Genomic DNA, 15,987 nt, shown 5'->3' with positions numbered 1-15,987 from the left:
ACTAATAGCATATATCGTAAATGATATAACAGAACATTTTTTTATTTCGAATTCCTATAGAAAGTAACTTTTTGTTTTTCAACAAAAAATTACCTATTAAGAGAGTGATATTTCACGAGGTAATTTTTATCAAATTTTATTACGCAGCTATATATGGCATAAAGCGATACGAAAGATATTTGGAGTTCTTTATTAGGTCTAGATCTTCATGTTTAATTGTAATTATTTCCTGTTGTTAGATTATTCTTAATTTTGATTGACAGGAAGTATCTTAATAACTATTATTAGTTAATGATAATTGTTTTCAATTATATTATTTGTTTTATTAACATTAAGGGGGAAGTATTTACTAGTGCTTAGAGAGAAAAGGAAAATCGGTATATTACTATCAGCAATGATTCTGCTACTGTCTATTGTTTTTGTGGGTTGTACACTACAAAATAATGAGCAGAAAGCTAAAAAAGAAACGAGTAATAAAGAAAAAACCCTAACGTTGCCTTGGCCAAGGGATATAGGAGAGATGAATCCACATGTCTATAATCCTTCCCAATTAATTGCACAAGCAATGATTTACGAACCGCTAGTTAGCTATAAAGAAGGCGGTAAGCTGGAGCCAGCTCTGGCTGAATCATGGACAATATCTGAAGACGGAAAAGAGTATACTTTTAAACTTCGTCAAAATGTGAAATTTTCTGACGGAACCGATTTCAATGCGAATATCGTGAAAAAGAATATTGATACGATTATGAAAAATGTAAAAATGCATAACTGGCTAGGATTAATTAATATGATCGATAAGACTGAGGTAGTAAATGACTCTACCTTTAAAATCATATTAAAGCAGGCTTATTATCCAACATTGCAGGAGTTAGCGGTAGTCCGTCCAGTACGCTTTTTAGGTGATTCAGGATTCCCAGATGATGGAGATACTTCAAAAGGAGTAAAGAAACCCATTGGAACGGGTCCATGGATGCTAGAGGAATATAAGAAGGATAACTATGCGGTGTTTACTCGCAATCCGAATTATTGGGGGGAAATTCCCAAAGTTGAGAAAATCGTAATTAAAATAATTCCTGATGCAGAGACGAGAGTGCTTGCTTTCGAAAAAGGGGAACTTGATTTAATTTATGGAGAGGGTTCTATCAGTTTAGATGCTTTTAAACAATTAGAGGAAGCAGGAAAATATAAAACAAGTATTTCTGAATCTGTTGCAACAAGACAATTGGTTATGAACACGACAAAAGAGCAACTTTCCGACATCAAGGTACGTTTAGCGCTTCAATATGGTTTTAACAAGCAAGCAATGGTAGAAGGAGTGACTTCTGGACTAGAAGAGAAGGCAGATAATATTTTGGCTCCCAATCTCTTATATACCAATATTAAAATAAAACCTATTAAGTATGACGTAGAAAAAGCGAAGAAGTATTTAGAAGAAGCAGGATGGAAGCTCCCATCCGGAAAAAGTGTTCGAGAGAAAGATGATAAAGCATTGGAACTTGAGTTGATGTATGATAAATCAAACCAAATCCAAAAGGCAATGGCAGAAGCTCTTCAAGCTGAGTGGGCGATGATAGGTGTTAAGTTGAATATCGCTGGCGTTGAGCTACCTGTTCAAGTAAAACGCTTTGGCGAAAATGATTTTGATTTGAATTTCTACAGTAACTATGGAGCCCCATATGATCCACATACCTTCCTTAACATTGTTTCAGTGGACGGATTTGGATTCTCAGATGCTTTGTCAAACTTGCCAGTGAAGCAACAGCTTGATCAACAAATAAAAGAAGTATTTGCCTCGATGGATGAGAAAAAACGAAAAGAACTATACAGCTCTATTCTACATACATTGCAGGATCAAGCAGCAATCGTGCCAATTTCTTATATTAAGAAAACAACCGTGTATCAAAAGAGTGTAACTAGCTTTGAATTCCCAGCAAATCGCGATGAACATCCATTTACTGGAATCGGAATTGATAACTAGAAAGCAGCAGGAGGAAAAAATAATGGGGAGCTATATTATCAAACGACTTCTTGCCGTCATTCCTATTTTTCTTTTTGCCACACTTCTTACTTTTTTATTAATTCATCTGTCACCGGTCGACCCTGCTGAAGCATATTTGGCAGCTGCCCATATTCAGCCGACAGCGGAGATGTTAGAACAGAAAAGGCAGGAGTTTGGCCTAGATCAGCCACTGTTTATGCAATATATTCAATCTCTTATTAAGATATGTCAACTTGATTTTGGAATATCTTATCTTTCTAACAAACCAGTTTGGCAGGAGGTTGTGTACCGGATGCCTGCAACGACTCAGCTCGCCTTTAGCAGTATTTTCGTAGCTGTAATCGTTAGTGTTCCTATCGGATTTTTAGCTGCGGTGAAGAAAAATGGTGTCATGGACCAGTTCAGTCGAGTTCTAGCTTTTTTCGGTGCTTCAATTCCGCAGTTTTGGCTCGGTTATTTATTAATTTATTTGTTTTCAGTGAAGTTTAATCTGTTTCCTGTAGAGGGAGCAGGAACATGGATGCACTTGATTCTTCCATCTGTAACACTGGCTTTGCCTCTCATTGCGATTTATACTCGTTTGCTACGCATTGGTATGCTGGAGAATTTGCAGGATTCTTATGTTTTGTATGCTAGAACAAGAGGTATTCATGAGCGTGTCATTATGGTAAAGCATGTATTGAAAATTGCAATTTTACCGATGATTACGGGAATTGGAATGAATTTTGGGAAGCTATTGACTGGAACGATTATTGTTGAGTCCGTTTTTTCATGGCCTGGGTTTGGCCGTTACTTTATTGAGGCGATCTTTAACCGGGATATACCAGTCATCCAATGCTATGTGTTTCTTGCGGCCTGTCTGTTTATTTTATGCAATTTGATTGTAGATATTGTACAAATGTACATGGATCCGCGTATCTCTTGGAAAGGAGGAGCGGACCAATGATTACAAGTATAAGAGGTGTTTTTAAACATCAAACCACCGTCGTAGTCTGCTCATTCACTTTAATCGTTCTTTTTACGCTTATGATTTTGGCTCCGTGGATTTCTCCACATGATCCAATTCAAGTGAATTTAGCATTAAAACTAAAGCCGCCTTCTGTGGAATATCCATTAGGTACTGATTATTTGGGTCGATGTAATTTGTCCCGCCTTTTACATGGTGCTCGTATTTCCTTAGGGATTGCGTCTTTAATTTTTATTTCTTCAGTAGGGATTGGTTTGCTTATCGGCACGTTTGCTGGTTACAAGGGAGGCTGGATTGATCTTGTATTGATGAGATTCTGCGAGGGAGTGATGGCATTCCCGAATCTGGTGCTGATTCTTGGACTCGTAGGAATATTCGGTCCTGGAATAAAACAGGTAATTTTGGCAATGGTACTTGTGCAGTGGGTGTATTATGCTAGAATGTTCCGCGGCTTAGTCCTTAGTTTAAAGGAACAGAATTTTATTACGGCCGCGAGAATAAACGGGTCTTCGCAATGGAAAATTATTAGGCGACATATTATCCCAAATGTCCTACCTCCGATTGTCGTGATGGGGACACTTGAAATGGGATGGGCTATTATGGATATTTCCGCCCTGTCGTTTCTAGGACTTGGTATTCAACCTCCCACACCAGAATGGGGTGCTATGATTCACGAGGGAAAATCATATATACGAAGCAATCCGGAATTAATGATATATCCAGGTGTAATGATTATGATTGTTGTTATCAGTTTCAATGTATTAGGTGAAGCTTTATCAGATCGTTTTGGGGTAAAACGACGTTTTTAAAAAGGAATGAGACAATTGATAGAAAAAAAGTGTAATGTTTTAGAGGTTAGCGACCTGCATATAAAGATGAAAACTTCAACTGAAACAATTTCCTTAGTACAGGGGATCGATTTTGAACTAAAGCCTGGGCGTGTGCTTGGGCTTGTTGGAGAAAGCGGAAGTGGCAAGACCGTAACTTCTTTGTCACTTTTACAACTACTAGACTATAAAACAATGAGTATAGAAGGTAGTATACAATTGCACGGTAGAGAGTTAAATGGACTAAGTATGAGGGAAATGCAGCGTATTCGTGGAAAAGAGATTGCTCTTATTATGCAAAACCCGATGAACGCTTTTACTCCTGTATTTACAATTGGTAACCAATTCATTGAAACGATTCGCACTCATACCACTTTAACAAAAAAGGAAGCATATGAACTGGCTGTTGCCTCTTTGCAAGACGTGAATTTACCAAATCCTTCAGACATTATGCGAAGATATCCATTTCAGCTAAGCGGAGGAATGTTGCAGCGTGTCATGATTGCCATTTCTTTGTGCCTGCGGCCAGCTGTAATTATTGCTGATGAGCCAACAACAGCGCTAGACGTGACAAACCAATTGCAGGTGTTACAACAGTTAGATTTTATTCGTTCGGAATATGGTACGTCTATCCTATTAATTTCTCATGATTTAGGAGTTATTTCAGAGCTGGCTGACGATGTTATTGTGATGCAGTGCGGAAGAATTGTAGAAAAAGCAGACGTTTATCAACTATTTGATCATCCGCAGAATGAGTATACGAAAAAATTACTTCATGCTCGACCGACGCTACAATCTAGCGAAAGAGCGCAGGATTTTCTAACATTATTCGAGTAGCATACTATTATCTAAAAAAAACAGGGAGGAACCTATGAGTTTACTGCAGGTTAAGGACGTAACACATATGTATGGTACCTATAATTTGTTCGGCAGAACGGACCAAAGAAAAATGGTACTTTCCAACGTTTCTATTTCTATAGAGTCAGGAATGTGTCTCGGTCTTCTCGGAACGAGCGGAGCTGGGAAAAGTACGCTTGGAAAAGTAATCCTTGGATTAGAGAAACCACAAAAGGGACAGGTTCTGTTTCAAGGGCATGATTTTTATAACACAGACCGTACCACTCGTAAATGGCTTCGTCGAGATCTTCAAGTTGTGTTTCAAGATTGCTACTCTTCGGTAAATCCGCGAATGACTGCGGAACAAATTATTGGCGAACCATTACAAAACTATGAAAGAATGTCCCATGATGAACAGAAACGGACTGTTGGAGAGTTATTAGAAAGAGTTGGTCTGATTCATGAGGATATGAGGAAGTACCCTCATCAGTTTAGCGGAGGGCAACTGCAAAGAATTAATATTGCGAGAGCGATTTCCTTGAAACCGAAGCTAATCGTATTAGATGAGGCGGTAAGTAGTTTAGATATGGTCAATCAAACAAATATTCTAAATTTGTTGAGTGAGTTGAAGGCAGATTTTGGTCTCTCATACCTTTTTATTACACATGATATAAAAGCTGCTTATTCTATCTCTGATGCTTTGGCCATAATGGAAAAAGGGGAAGTAGTTGAGGTATGCGAAAATAAAGACCAGTTTTTCATCTCGCGACATCCTTCTGTGCAAAGTTTGCTCTCGTCCATTCTTTCCGAGCATCCTCGTTATCGTTCTATTTCTGGAGGGAGGAATTATTTCCATCCTCTGGCATGAGAGGGGATGGGGAAAACTTTGAATCATAGATTCTCTCTTACGTTATTATTAGCCATTTTCTTTATCATTTTAACTATGATACGGCTGTAGATATAGCGGTTGTCGGACAACTGCCTGAGCCTGTTTATATTGGGGCAGTGGCTGAAGGAATCATCATTTTTAATACAATTTCAATCCAATTAAAACCAATAATAGCGTATGTTGTTAATTATGTTAGTCCAGATATATGTAAAAACGGGTCACAAACTGTATTATATTTCCATAATTATTTTTTGAGGTAAAAATAGCTGCCTCACGATAAGTAAAAAGCCAATTTCCGTAACTTACAGGGAATTGGCTTTTTACTTAGTTATTTATTGGGATTATTTCTAGTCAAATGATATACATCCATATCAATATAGAATATTCAAGTCTATAAAAAAACAATAAAAGGAAAAATCAAGAACTTACCTAAAAAAATAAAGAGCGCTTTCCAAGGCGCTCTTTAAGTAAAATTAAAATTGCAAAAGAATACCACATAATAATGTATGTATATCTTGAAGGTATGTGTAGTTTGAAAATGATATTTTGTACTTATTAAGTAGTGATGTTTATTTAAAAAATAAAGCAGCTAGATCAATGAACTAATTGTTTTATTGTCCAACAAAAAGATGCCCACAGCAAGTTGTAACTTAAGGTTGCAACTATAGTGTGAGCAGAAACGACAATGTTATACAAGAAAGTTAAATACTTCATGAAGCACAACAAAGCAGTTAGTGAATAAAACTAACTGCTCGTTGTACAAAAGAAACACTGCGCTTACAGAAATATTTTGTAACTGAAAGTTACAGGAATAGTATGAACAGGGTTGAAAAAATATTCAGAAATAAAAGAAAAATAAACAAAGACTTCATTTTATACAATAATTAGCGATTGAAAGCAGTGAATTCTAACTTAAAGTTTCAATTATAGTATAAAAGAAATTGGAAGAGTTATGTAGGAGTAAGACTTAATAACAACTTTATTCAAAAAGGGGTGCGGTGATAAAAATGTATATTTGCCCAAAGTGTCTAGAATGTTTTGCTGATCAATATGAACTTTTTGAACATTTTACTCTATGTGGAGAGGGAGACAGGAAATTCTGATAAAAAAAGATTATGTGATTTATTACGAGGTAATTAGGTATGTAACGCTAAAAATCAATGTTTTCAGTTAAAGATGTAATATACAGAATGATTTGTCAAGGGCTAGGAACTTTGATTTGTTTTCAGCTATAAACAATGTTCAGCAAATTATATTAACGGACCATTAAATTACCGAATTTAGTGATTAGTTTTTATGTATTCTTGAAAAATTAGCGTACATTCTAGCTGGTATATAAATGGATTAGTGTACTATTGGTGGAATTGTTATATTCTTTTCATTTCGTAAAGAAACATACAATTCAAGGTTGTAATTTACCGTAGCAAAAAAGATATCATTTATATTGTTAACTCCTTGATCTGATAATTGTTGGTTTAGCCAATCCTCGTTTAAATGTAATTTTTCTAAAATATTCAAGCAAACTTTTCCTTCTAAGATAACAGGGAAGGAAATAGCAGACATTTTGTTTTGTATTTTAATATCTTCAAGTGTAATTGTATTTTTTGAAGGCTTTTTTAATACACTTAATGCACCATTTGCTTCAATGATTGCTGTTTCAACATCATTAATATCAAATACGTTTTTTTCTCTTAACATTTGTAGAATGTTATCAATAGAATAACGTATCTTTTTTAGATTCTTATCGAGCAATTTTCCGTCTTGAATAACAATTGTTGGTTCGAAAGTAAGTAATTTATCCAGTTTTCGATTTGATATTTTCCAACTAGTAACAATTTTTTGGAGAATACCTATTGCAATGATAGTTATTACCGTTGGTAAATGCTTAATACTAGGATCCGCTATATCAGCGCCAACAACAGCACCTAATGTAATAATAATGAGAAAGTCGAATATAGGTAATTCACCAATTGCTCGTTTCCCCATAAATAGAGTGACAAATAGTAATAAAGGTAAGATGGTGATTATTCTTACTAGTACTAGTGATATTTCTTTTAAAAAATCAATCATAATTACACCTCGTTAGAAAACTTGTAATTGTGTTTGTGTTACTGTTATAACAGAGCATATATACTTGAAAATAGTGATCTGTAGCTAAATTTTAATAACCTTAATTTTGTGCAATAAAGCAATTAGTAAATGGAACTAACTGCTTTACTACAACTCACAAGCCCACGCTTCCCAATGATTTGTAACCTTCCGTTACATACATAGTATAAATCACATTAGAAATAGCATGCGAACTGAAAGCAGATTTGATGAGTATTTTATATCTTGTATTTCTATAGACAAAATATATTTATCATCAAACCATTTTTTATTTTTTGTATAAATAGGGTGCATCTAATGGAAGTATTAAATATTTAATAAAATTGTATTAGTGATAGGATAATGCTTGTTTCCCTAATGCTTCCCACGATTGAATGAAAATATCTTTGCTTACTTTGTGTGCTTTTTTCACAGTTAATGGATCATTGATATAAATGTATCTGTCCTCCAAACCTACAATAACAACAGCGTGTAGATCCAAAGGAGCTGTAATTTTTTTGTCATCATGTTTCCAAGACTCCCATCTATCTGGAAGGCGATAATCTCCTGTAGTCCATACTACCACAGGTTTACCGAACTTAATTTGGGCTAACACAATATCAAAAGTTTTTCCTGTTAAGTTTATCGTACGATTTGGTAGATAGCGTTCCATTAATTTTTCTAATGGTTGAACGTGGACAGCGTATCCCTTATTTTTCCCGGTTATATCTCCGACAAACCCTTCTTTAGGATCTCCCCATTGAATGATGTCTCCATTTTTATTTGTAGACAGTGGGGTAGGATCTTTTTTTATCTCACTAGCTAAATCCATTTTATTAACCTTAATACCTGCATGCTGTAATACCATTGCTAAGCTTGTAACTTCGCATCCATATTTTAATTCTGGCTTTTGTGATATAAGCGGCACATCTAAAATAATTTTTTTAGTGGCTGAAGTGGGAGATGGTTGTAAAGATTTACTTTTTGGAAATGAATGTGTTGTATTTTGAATCAATTTGTTATCTTTTTGTTTAACTTGTAATTCATTCTTTTTAAGAGAGGGTGTTTTTTCTGAACATCCCGTTAAAATTAAAACTAAGACATACAAAGTTAGAAATCTTTTCATATCATTCACCTTTTTAATAGTACTTACCTTAATACCATAATATTCTATTATCTGATATTTTTAGAGGTAAAGAACGTTTAATAAGCTTCATTTTATGTGGAAAATTCCAAATACCTACATGTAGTAAAAAGGAAGCCCACGCGCACCAATTAATAATTTGTGACTTCAAGTTACAGTTATAGTATAAGCGAGTTGAGGAGAGCTATGCAGGAATAAAAAGTATTAAAAGCTTTATTCCCAAAATGACTAATGAACCAGGTATATATCTGTCTAAAATGTTTCGTTAATCAAAATGAACTTTTTGAACATTTTATGTTTTGTAAAGAGAGAAATGAATATTGAATCCTTTCACAAAATAGGAAGTAAGTATATTTCTTTCTTTTTATACAAATTATTAAGAGTAAAATACTTATAAAATCAGTAGAATTTTATTAAGAGATTATAAATTGTTGGGGTGATTCAATACATGCCAAAGTTAGATGTAGAGGGATGTAGTCTTTACTACATAGTAAAAGGAGAAGGGACTCCTATCATTTTTATACACCCACCTACACTTACCTGTGAAAATTTTGAATATCAGATAGAAGAATTATCTAGAAATTTTAAAGTAATCGCTTTTGATGTCAGAGGACATGGGAACAGTCAGAGTTCAAGTCAGCCAATTACGTATTCACTAATTGCTAAAGATATGAAGAGTTTACTGGACCATTTGGAAATAAAAAAGTCTTTTGTATGTGGGTATTCAACAGGAAGCTCCGTTGCCTTGGAATTTTTATTAACATATCCCGAAAATAGTTTAGGAGGAATTTTAGTAGGTGGAATGTCAGAAGTGCGTAAAGGGTACTTAAAAAACAAGATTTCTCTAGGTGTCCAATTCGCGAAAGCAAGAGCAATTTCATTTTTAGCATTTGCCATTTCGTGGGGAAATTCTAATACAAAAAAATTATTTAAAAGAATGTTTCGAGAAGCTCGGAAAGGTAATGCAAAAAATATCGAACAATATTATCGCTATAGTTTGCACTATAATTGTACCAATCGCCTTAAAGACATTCATTTACCTATGTTATTGGTTTATGGACAAAATGACAAAACTTTTTATAGTCATGCAAATTTACTACATGAAGAATTGCCATGTAATGAATTAAGATTTATTACTGGTGCAAAGCATCAAATACCAACAAAAGCGGCTACAGAGTTAAATCAAATGATTGAGCAGTTTGTTTGTACGCATTCTAAGGTGTCTAAAGAAATTCTTAAATCATAAAGTATTATCTCAAATCTAAAAGGGGTTTAAAATTACTATTTTCAAAAAGGGTAACGGGATAAATTTTGTTTCTAATTTGAAAAATTATGATGAACAGTAGATCAATTAGAAATGAAATCGTGGAAACAGGGGATTTTCAAAAATTGAAGATGAAAAAAGTAACCCATCTACCTAATGGATAATGAAGGTATGAGTTAAAGAAAGATAAATAAAAAATTAACAAGTGTAAATGTTAAAAAGTTAATTCGGATCATCATATCCAAAAAAGAAAATTGTACGTATTAAACCAGATTAGCCGATTTCCTGTAAAACAAGGAACCGGCTATCTGCTTTTTTATGGAGTTGTTGTCTTTTAATAGTAACAGTTATTAGTTTGGATTATTTTGTTTCTTTTGTGTGTTAGGCGTAATTTCATCAGCAAACTCCATATTTGCCAAGTTTACTTTGGATGGAATAAATGTTCTTGTTTTATTTTGAAAACCTTGGAACGTATGTTTTATAGGTCTCATCATACTTGAATTACGTGTTGCTAATACACCAAAAACTGTTCCTAATCCTAGTAAAGAAGCCCAAATCCATCCTTTATTGGTCTTCTTTTTATTTCCGAATAACTCAAACATTTGTTGAGTTATTTTTTTAGAATTGAATAATGACATCAAAAATTTAAGAAAATTCATTTTTTGTCCCCCTTGTAAAATATCGTAAAAAGAAACACTCGTTTCAATTTCACATAATTTATGATGCGATATTTTATAGGGATTTATAATTCCAACTTATACTAATAATTCTTGATTTTTTAAACCAGAACTTCCTAATATTACCCAAGATTTTTTCTGAAATACGAGAAATAATTTTATAAAAATTCAAAATGGAACTAATAAGTTATGTATTATTAGATTGGAATTTTATCAATTCTTTTTCAATAGTCGGTTATGTAATGTCGAAAGGGTGAGTAACGCAAGAATCGAGCCTACTAAGGCAAGTGACATATCCCATTGTGCATCCCATATATCGCCTTGCATACCTAAAAAGTCTTTTGCTACTTTTCCTCCCTTTGCTATTTTAAAAGCTAACCATTCGATGATTTCGTATAATGCAGCAATAGCAAGTGAAATACTTATACTAATCGTAAGTAACCAAGGGCCTTTGGTAAGTTGAGTTTTCCGTAATAAGATTTCTCTTATCACAATGATAAACAAACCTTTTATCAAATGTCCAAATCGATCGTAGTGATTTCGTTTTAAATCAAAAACATCTTGTATCCAATTAAAAAGAGGCACCTCTGAGTATGTGTAATGACCACCGATAAACATTGTGATGGATAGTATTGTGATAATCATATAAGAGAGAGTGGTGAGACGAAACTTATTGTACGTTGCAATAACAATGAATAAACCGAAAATAGCAGGAATAGCTTCTGCTGCCCATGTCGAGTATTTTGCAGGGTTAATAACAGACCATATAAAAACAGCGATAACAACCAATAATAAAAATAGATGTATCACTGTACGTTTGTTTCTTATCACTTTTTTCACTCCTATTGAAAGTATTTTAGCTTAAAGTATTTGAAAAAACACAATTTCGTATACAGAGTAATTATGATTGTTAACTGTATTTTCCATCTTAAGATAGACTTACAGATATTTAAGAATCCTAGTTTTTTGATAATTAGATTTAATTCTAATTGGATGTATAGGAAAAAAATACTGAAAAAACTTTAGCATATTCTTTTTTTTAGTGTAGATGATAATAGCATAAATATTTAACTGAAAGGAGCAATAATCTCGTGAAGAAAAGAAAATATTTACTTGCTTTTATGTCTACTGTTTTATCTGCAGGTTTGTTATGTGGTTGCAATGGCGTTGATGAAGATGAGCCAGATCCGACGGAAGAACCTTCCGAAGAAATTCGCGAAAACAATAATCAATAATAGCCTAATATAGGAGTTATCTAACATACTGTTATCAAACAGCCTAATTGGAGTAGAGCAATATGAAGCGTGATTAAATGGAATAGAACAAGCAAAAAAACACCTCTTACTATCGTATTTAATTAAATACGATAGTAAGAGGTGTTTTTAGTTATAATAGTAGCATTTCAAAACTCGTGCACTTTTTGTTCTTTCTAACAATCATCATTCTACCATGCTATTTCATTATAAGTATCTAGATTATACAACAAAATTTTTAATATAGAACGCCACAACGCTTTTATTATTTAAAGGTGCTTACTTATACGCAATTTTAAGAATTTGTATAATATTCATTGTGGTGTCAATAATGGATATGGAATGAAAGGATGATAAGCATGAAGTGGCTTGTAATTGGGATTGGGATTTTGTTATTGATTATTATGTTTATGTTGTTTTTGAAAATATCTTTGAAAGTTACTTTCTTATATACAGAAATAGAGAAACAATGTTTACTACAAGTTAAAATATGGAAATTTAAATATACGTTTGATGTATTAGAAAGAATAGAAAAGCAGCAAAAAAAGACTGGACAAAAAATTGAAAAAGCAGAAGAAGAGGGCGGTATTGAAAATAAAGTAATGGCACAGATTGATAGTATTGGAGAGATAGTAAAAAAGTTGCAAGAGATTCATTCTGTACTTAAAAAAAATCTAAAAAAAGTTAAAATCAATCAATGGAGATGGCATTCACAAATTGGAACAGGGGACGCAGCTAGTACTGGAATAATTACAGGTTTTGCGTGGTCAATAAAAGGAATGGTTGTCGGAGTTGCTGGAGAATATATGCATATTATTGATATACCAGAGCTTGAAATTACGCCTGTATTTCAAGGGAAAGGTTTTGCATCTAGGTGTGAATTAACAGCGTCATTTCATATTTATCGTTCAATAATAACTGTATTTATGTTACTTATATTCATGAAAAAACAACAATCTGTTAGTACAGAAAAATCTGTTCAAACATAAAGTACTTTGATTATTTTATGTTTCATTTCAAGGAAGTGAAACAAACATTTTATAGAGAGATATAAAATGTTTGTTTTAGGAATTCCTCAGGAGGTAACTTAATTAGTCGGATTGATCTTAATTTTGATGTCTCTACTATTACTCATTGAATTGAAATTTATACAATGCTACTACCTGATTTGGCATTAATTTCAAACGGAGCGTATAGTCTTTTAACGGAAGGCTTTCAAAATAAGACAATGAATCTGTTTGGATTATCTTTATAACACTAGTTGTTACAGAAAAAGTAAAGTTAACTTATAATAACATCGTTTATGGTGTATTAGAGTTAAAAGAAAAATACGTACCAAATAAAGTTGAAGAAGTAAATAAGGCGTTTCAAACAACAGATTCTCAACACCATGGAGTAAAAATAACGTATACCTGGCAAGGTCAGTTCATTAATAAAAATCCCTCCGAAAAATAAAAGCTTTAGGTAATTCTACAAAGCGCTCTCATAAACAAGGGAAGAATTTACAAATGAAAATTGGAATACGATTATAGGATTTCAAACAAGAAACTCAGCTCATATAGCACATAAGTATATTCAAAAAACTGCACTTGAAATAGTTGATGAATCAAATTCAGATGATATTCAGTAGAAATTAGAATGAAAAGCTAAGAGGTTATATAGACTTATTGCAATTGTCCGGAAGCTTTTGCACCATACTTGTAATAGACTCCAAAGATTTACAGATAGGATAATCCATTTATTAATATTGGATTATTTTTCTGTTGATGTTTGCACAAGACATATGTATAATTTAAATCGTAATCATTACGATTTAAATGGAGGTTTTATAATGAAAATTGCATTTACAAAGAAGATAGGTATATTAACAATTAGTTCAATCTTAGTATTAGTAGGCTGTCAGACTTCAGGTTCATCTAAAAAGCAAGAACAAACATCTGAAAGTCATACACACGAAAATGACTACGATCACAGTCATGATCATAGTCATGCTCATGATGAAGCAACAGAAAAAATTTATGAAGGGTATTTCGAAGACAACCAAGTGAAGGATCGATCACTCTCCGATTGGAAAGGAGACTGGCAATCGGTATATCCATATTTACAAGATGGAACGCTTGATGAGGTATTTGCTTACAAAGCGAAACATAAAGGTAAAATGTCAGTCAAAGAATATAAGGAGTATTATAATGAAGGATATCAAACAGATGTGAACCGTATCGTGATTCAAGGAGATACTGTAACATTCTACAAAAACAAAGAAGAATACTCTGGTAAGTATATCTATGATGGGTACAAAATTTTAACATATGATGTAGGGAATAGAGGTGTAAGATACATATTTAAACTAGCAGAAAAAACAGAAGGAGTTCCTCAGTATATTCAATTTAGTGATCATGGTATTTATCCGAATAAAGCTGAGCACTATCACTTGTATTGGGGTGACAATCGTGAAGCTTTATTCGATGAAGTCATACACTGGCCTACCTACTACCCATTGGATATGAATGGACATGATATTGCGCACGAGATGATGGCGCATTAAATTAGGAGTTACCATGATTATTTCTTTGAACAATATATAAAATTCAAAGGTTATCAGTCTAGAATTGCATTGTTTAATACTCAAAAGTTAACTATAAAAATACTCTTTTATAATAACAAGTGATTTATACATGTTTTTGGTAGATATTTTAGTAAATGTACTAAATCAAATAAATTGAGAAAAGTAATCCTACACTTCGGTAAACGGGCTTGTAAAGATACGGTTGCAATAGAATTGTTGGTGGAAGTAGGGTATTCACCTAACGTGAAATCAACTGAACTAATAGCAGAAGAAATTCGTTTAATTACTAATATCAACAAAAAAATGAAACAAGTGGTAAACCATTGATACATATAATGCATTTAATCCCTAAAAATTCATATTTTTGGGGATTTTTCTTTAAATAAATTATATTCTTTCGAATTCATTTATTTGGTTTAACATTAGGTTAAATGGATATTATATAAAATCTCATTAACAATCATTGATAAATAGCCAATATCATAAATTTCATAGGTACTTTCATGTCTCAATAACGGAACAAGAAAGTCTAAACTTTTTGAAAATAGGACAAGAAACTCTAAACTACTTAGCCAGTAATATTACAATATTTGAAAGTAAATCTTTGAATAGAAGTATACTTTCACAGTTTCAATAAAAAAACACAGCAATTACTGTGTTTTTTTATTAATGACCCCAACTATGTTGTAAATGCTCATAGTATTTTATGTTGGATTTAAAAAAAGTGTTAGAATGTAAATATTTTTAATAAATTTTTTATTTTGTGATTTCTTATGTAGAACATAAATGAGTTAAACAAAAACCTAGTAAAAACTAGGTTTTTGTTTAAAAAGATACCATTTTCAACTTAATACATCTCTAATTTCACTCTATTTTATACAAATTTTTATAAAAAGTTCCAAAGTAAAGAAATATATATTAGTTTATAATTTCTTGCTTTAACAAATACGTCAAAGTGAAAGTTTAGACTTTCTTGTCTAAATAGTTTAGAGATTCTTGTTCTTGTACAACAATCAAAAAGGGGAGGTAACTCCCATCTCCTCAAGTGTTCGTTAAATTCACATTTAACGAATACAATAACGATTAGAATTAAAAGTCGATTGTCAGCAGACAATCGACTTTTGGGTTAATCAGCACTTAGTAATATTTATTAATTTAATAGAAGTAACTCAAGGTTAAAAAGAATAAATAGGAAAAACAACCTTATTTTGTTTATGTATTTCAACATTTGAAGTTACATAAACAAATACTTAAACATTTGTTAAAAATATATTTAACATAATCAATAATTATGAGAATTTAGACCTTCATATTTCATCTCGTTTTTCTAACAAGAGAGTTTTTAAATCCTGATTAAATTAGAATTTAAACTATGTATTTTTTACATAATAAAATCAATTTTTATGTGAATTATATATGGCAGTCGAATCGATTTATTAAGGAGAAGGAAAAGAATAAAAGTTCAGCAATTATATA

General features: G+C 32.6%; 14 protein-coding genes and 1 pseudogene. 11 read left to right on the top strand and 4 right to left on the bottom strand.

Annotated features, from left to right (window positions below; all coding sequences use genetic code 11):
* Nucleotides 1–394: 394 nt before the first annotated feature.
* From nikA to nikE, 5 genes are read left to right on the top strand one after another with little or no spacing between them, the layout of a single operon-like run.
* Nucleotides 395–1,978, top strand: a complete 1,584-nt coding sequence (nikA, locus tag V7S50_RS28600; RefSeq protein ID WP_336376708.1) for a nickel ABC transporter substrate-binding protein — start codon at nucleotides 395–397, stop codon at nucleotides 1,976–1,978.
* Between the two features lie 22 nt (nucleotides 1,979–2,000).
* A complete protein-coding gene (gene nikB, locus V7S50_RS28595) occupies nucleotides 2,001–2,945 on the top strand; it encodes a nickel ABC transporter permease subunit NikB (protein ID WP_336376683.1) in 945 nt (314 codons plus the stop codon).
* Entirely contained in the window at nucleotides 2,942–3,775 is an 834-nt protein-coding gene (gene nikC / locus V7S50_RS28590) for a nickel ABC transporter permease subunit NikC (RefSeq protein WP_098638452.1), read from the top strand. The genes nikB and nikC overlap by 4 nt, the downstream gene beginning before the upstream one ends.
* Before the next feature lie 15 nt (nucleotides 3,776–3,790).
* Nucleotides 3,791–4,630, top strand: coding sequence for a nickel import ATP-binding protein NikD (gene nikD, locus V7S50_RS28585; protein WP_442896558.1), 840 nt, complete (start codon nucleotides 3,791–3,793; stop codon nucleotides 4,628–4,630).
* A 34-nt stretch (nucleotides 4,631–4,664) separates the two neighbouring features.
* Nucleotides 4,665–5,498, top strand: coding sequence for a nickel import ATP-binding protein NikE (nikE, locus tag V7S50_RS28580; protein WP_336376685.1), 834 nt, complete (start codon nucleotides 4,665–4,667; stop codon nucleotides 5,496–5,498).
* Nucleotides 5,499–6,863: 1,365 nt separating this feature from the next.
* On the opposite strand, the gene V7S50_RS28575 is transcribed toward nikE, so the two are convergent.
* Together V7S50_RS28575 and V7S50_RS28570 are read right to left on the bottom strand one after the other, a co-directional pair.
* Nucleotides 6,864–7,589, bottom strand: a complete 726-nt coding sequence (locus V7S50_RS28575; RefSeq protein WP_336376686.1) for a DUF421 domain-containing protein — start codon at nucleotides 7,587–7,589, stop codon at nucleotides 6,864–6,866.
* Between the two features lie 367 nt (nucleotides 7,590–7,956).
* The gene (locus V7S50_RS28570) at nucleotides 7,957–8,733 is read right to left on the bottom strand and encodes a C39 family peptidase (RefSeq protein ID WP_336376687.1); all 777 of its coding nucleotides are present in this window, start codon (nucleotides 8,731–8,733) and stop codon (nucleotides 7,957–7,959) included.
* Between the two features lie 466 nt (nucleotides 8,734–9,199).
* Here V7S50_RS28570 and V7S50_RS28565 point away from each other — a divergent pair, with 466 nt between their 5' ends.
* A complete protein-coding gene (locus tag V7S50_RS28565) occupies nucleotides 9,200–9,997 on the top strand; it encodes an alpha/beta fold hydrolase (protein WP_336376688.1) in 798 nt (265 codons plus the stop codon).
* Between the two features lie 368 nt (nucleotides 9,998–10,365).
* On the opposite strand, the gene V7S50_RS28560 is transcribed toward V7S50_RS28565, so the two are convergent.
* Nucleotides 10,366–10,674, bottom strand: a complete 309-nt coding sequence (locus tag V7S50_RS28560) for a hypothetical protein (RefSeq protein WP_336376689.1) — start codon at nucleotides 10,672–10,674, stop codon at nucleotides 10,366–10,368.
* Between the two features lie 231 nt (nucleotides 10,675–10,905).
* The gene (locus tag V7S50_RS28555; RefSeq protein ID WP_336376690.1) at nucleotides 10,906–11,523 is read right to left on the bottom strand and encodes a DUF2238 domain-containing protein; all 618 of its coding nucleotides are present in this window, start codon (nucleotides 11,521–11,523) and stop codon (nucleotides 10,906–10,908) included.
* A 260-nt stretch (nucleotides 11,524–11,783) separates the two neighbouring features.
* Between V7S50_RS28555 and V7S50_RS28550 the strand changes: the two genes are divergently transcribed.
* The 5 genes and pseudogenes from V7S50_RS28550 to V7S50_RS28540 all read left to right on the top strand — a co-directional run bounded on the left by V7S50_RS28550 (nucleotide 11,784) and on the right by V7S50_RS28540 (nucleotide 14,490).
* Complete coding sequence (locus V7S50_RS28550) at nucleotides 11,784–11,927, top strand: hypothetical protein (RefSeq protein WP_336376691.1); 144 nt, start codon at nucleotides 11,784–11,786, stop codon at nucleotides 11,925–11,927.
* Between the two features lie 368 nt (nucleotides 11,928–12,295).
* A complete protein-coding gene (locus tag V7S50_RS28545; RefSeq protein WP_336376692.1) occupies nucleotides 12,296–12,934 on the top strand; it encodes a DUF2953 domain-containing protein in 639 nt (212 codons plus the stop codon).
* 253 nt (nucleotides 12,935–13,187) lie between these two features.
* Nucleotides 13,188–13,400 (top strand): hypothetical protein, encoded by a 213-nt coding sequence (locus V7S50_RS34170; RefSeq protein WP_442896559.1) that lies wholly within the window; start codon nucleotides 13,188–13,190, stop codon nucleotides 13,398–13,400.
* A 46-nt stretch (nucleotides 13,401–13,446) separates the two neighbouring features.
* A pseudogene (sat, locus tag V7S50_RS34165) lies at nucleotides 13,447–13,575 on the top strand (sulfate adenylyltransferase); the annotation flags it as partial.
* Between the two features lie 201 nt (nucleotides 13,576–13,776).
* Nucleotides 13,777–14,490: a metal-binding protein ZinT gene (locus V7S50_RS28540; RefSeq protein WP_336376693.1), complete on the top strand. Its 714-nt coding sequence runs from the start codon at nucleotides 13,777–13,779 to the stop codon at nucleotides 14,488–14,490.
* The last annotated feature ends 1,497 nt before the right edge of the window (nucleotides 14,491–15,987 follow it).

This window comes from Bacillus sp. CCNWLW194 (assembly GCF_037120585.1).
In the GTDB taxonomy this organism is placed as follows: Bacteria; Bacillota; Bacilli; order Bacillales; family Bacillaceae_G; genus Bacillus_A; species Bacillus_A basilensis.
The sequence above is the reverse complement of the archived record's forward strand: the minus strand, read 5'-3'. Positions and strand labels throughout refer to the sequence as shown.

Bases quoted from the DNA above. Each gene is read 5' to 3' on its own strand.
- nikA (WP_336376708.1), top strand. From the start codon at position 395: ATGATTCTGCTACTGTCTATTGTTTTTGTGGGTTGTACACTACAAAAT.
- nikB (WP_336376683.1), top strand. From the start codon at position 2,001: ATGGGGAGCTATATTATCAAACGACTTCTTGCCGTCATTCCTATTTTT.
- nikC (WP_098638452.1), top strand. From the start codon at position 2,942: ATGATTACAAGTATAAGAGGTGTTTTTAAACATCAAACCACCGTCGTA.
- nikE (WP_336376685.1), top strand. From the start codon at position 4,665: ATGAGTTTACTGCAGGTTAAGGACGTAACACATATGTATGGTACCTAT.
- V7S50_RS28575 (WP_336376686.1), bottom strand. From the start codon at position 7,589: ATGATTGATTTTTTAAAAGAAATATCACTAGTACTAGTAAGAATAATC.
- V7S50_RS28570 (WP_336376687.1), bottom strand. From the start codon at position 8,733: ATGAAAAGATTTCTAACTTTGTATGTCTTAGTTTTAATTTTAACGGGA.
- V7S50_RS28565 (WP_336376688.1), top strand. From the start codon at position 9,200: ATGCCAAAGTTAGATGTAGAGGGATGTAGTCTTTACTACATAGTAAAA.
- V7S50_RS28560 (WP_336376689.1), bottom strand. From the start codon at position 10,674: ATGAATTTTCTTAAATTTTTGATGTCATTATTCAATTCTAAAAAAATA.
- V7S50_RS28545 (WP_336376692.1), top strand. From the start codon at position 12,296: ATGATAAGCATGAAGTGGCTTGTAATTGGGATTGGGATTTTGTTATTG.
- V7S50_RS28540 (WP_336376693.1), top strand. From the start codon at position 13,777: ATGAAAATTGCATTTACAAAGAAGATAGGTATATTAACAATTAGTTCA.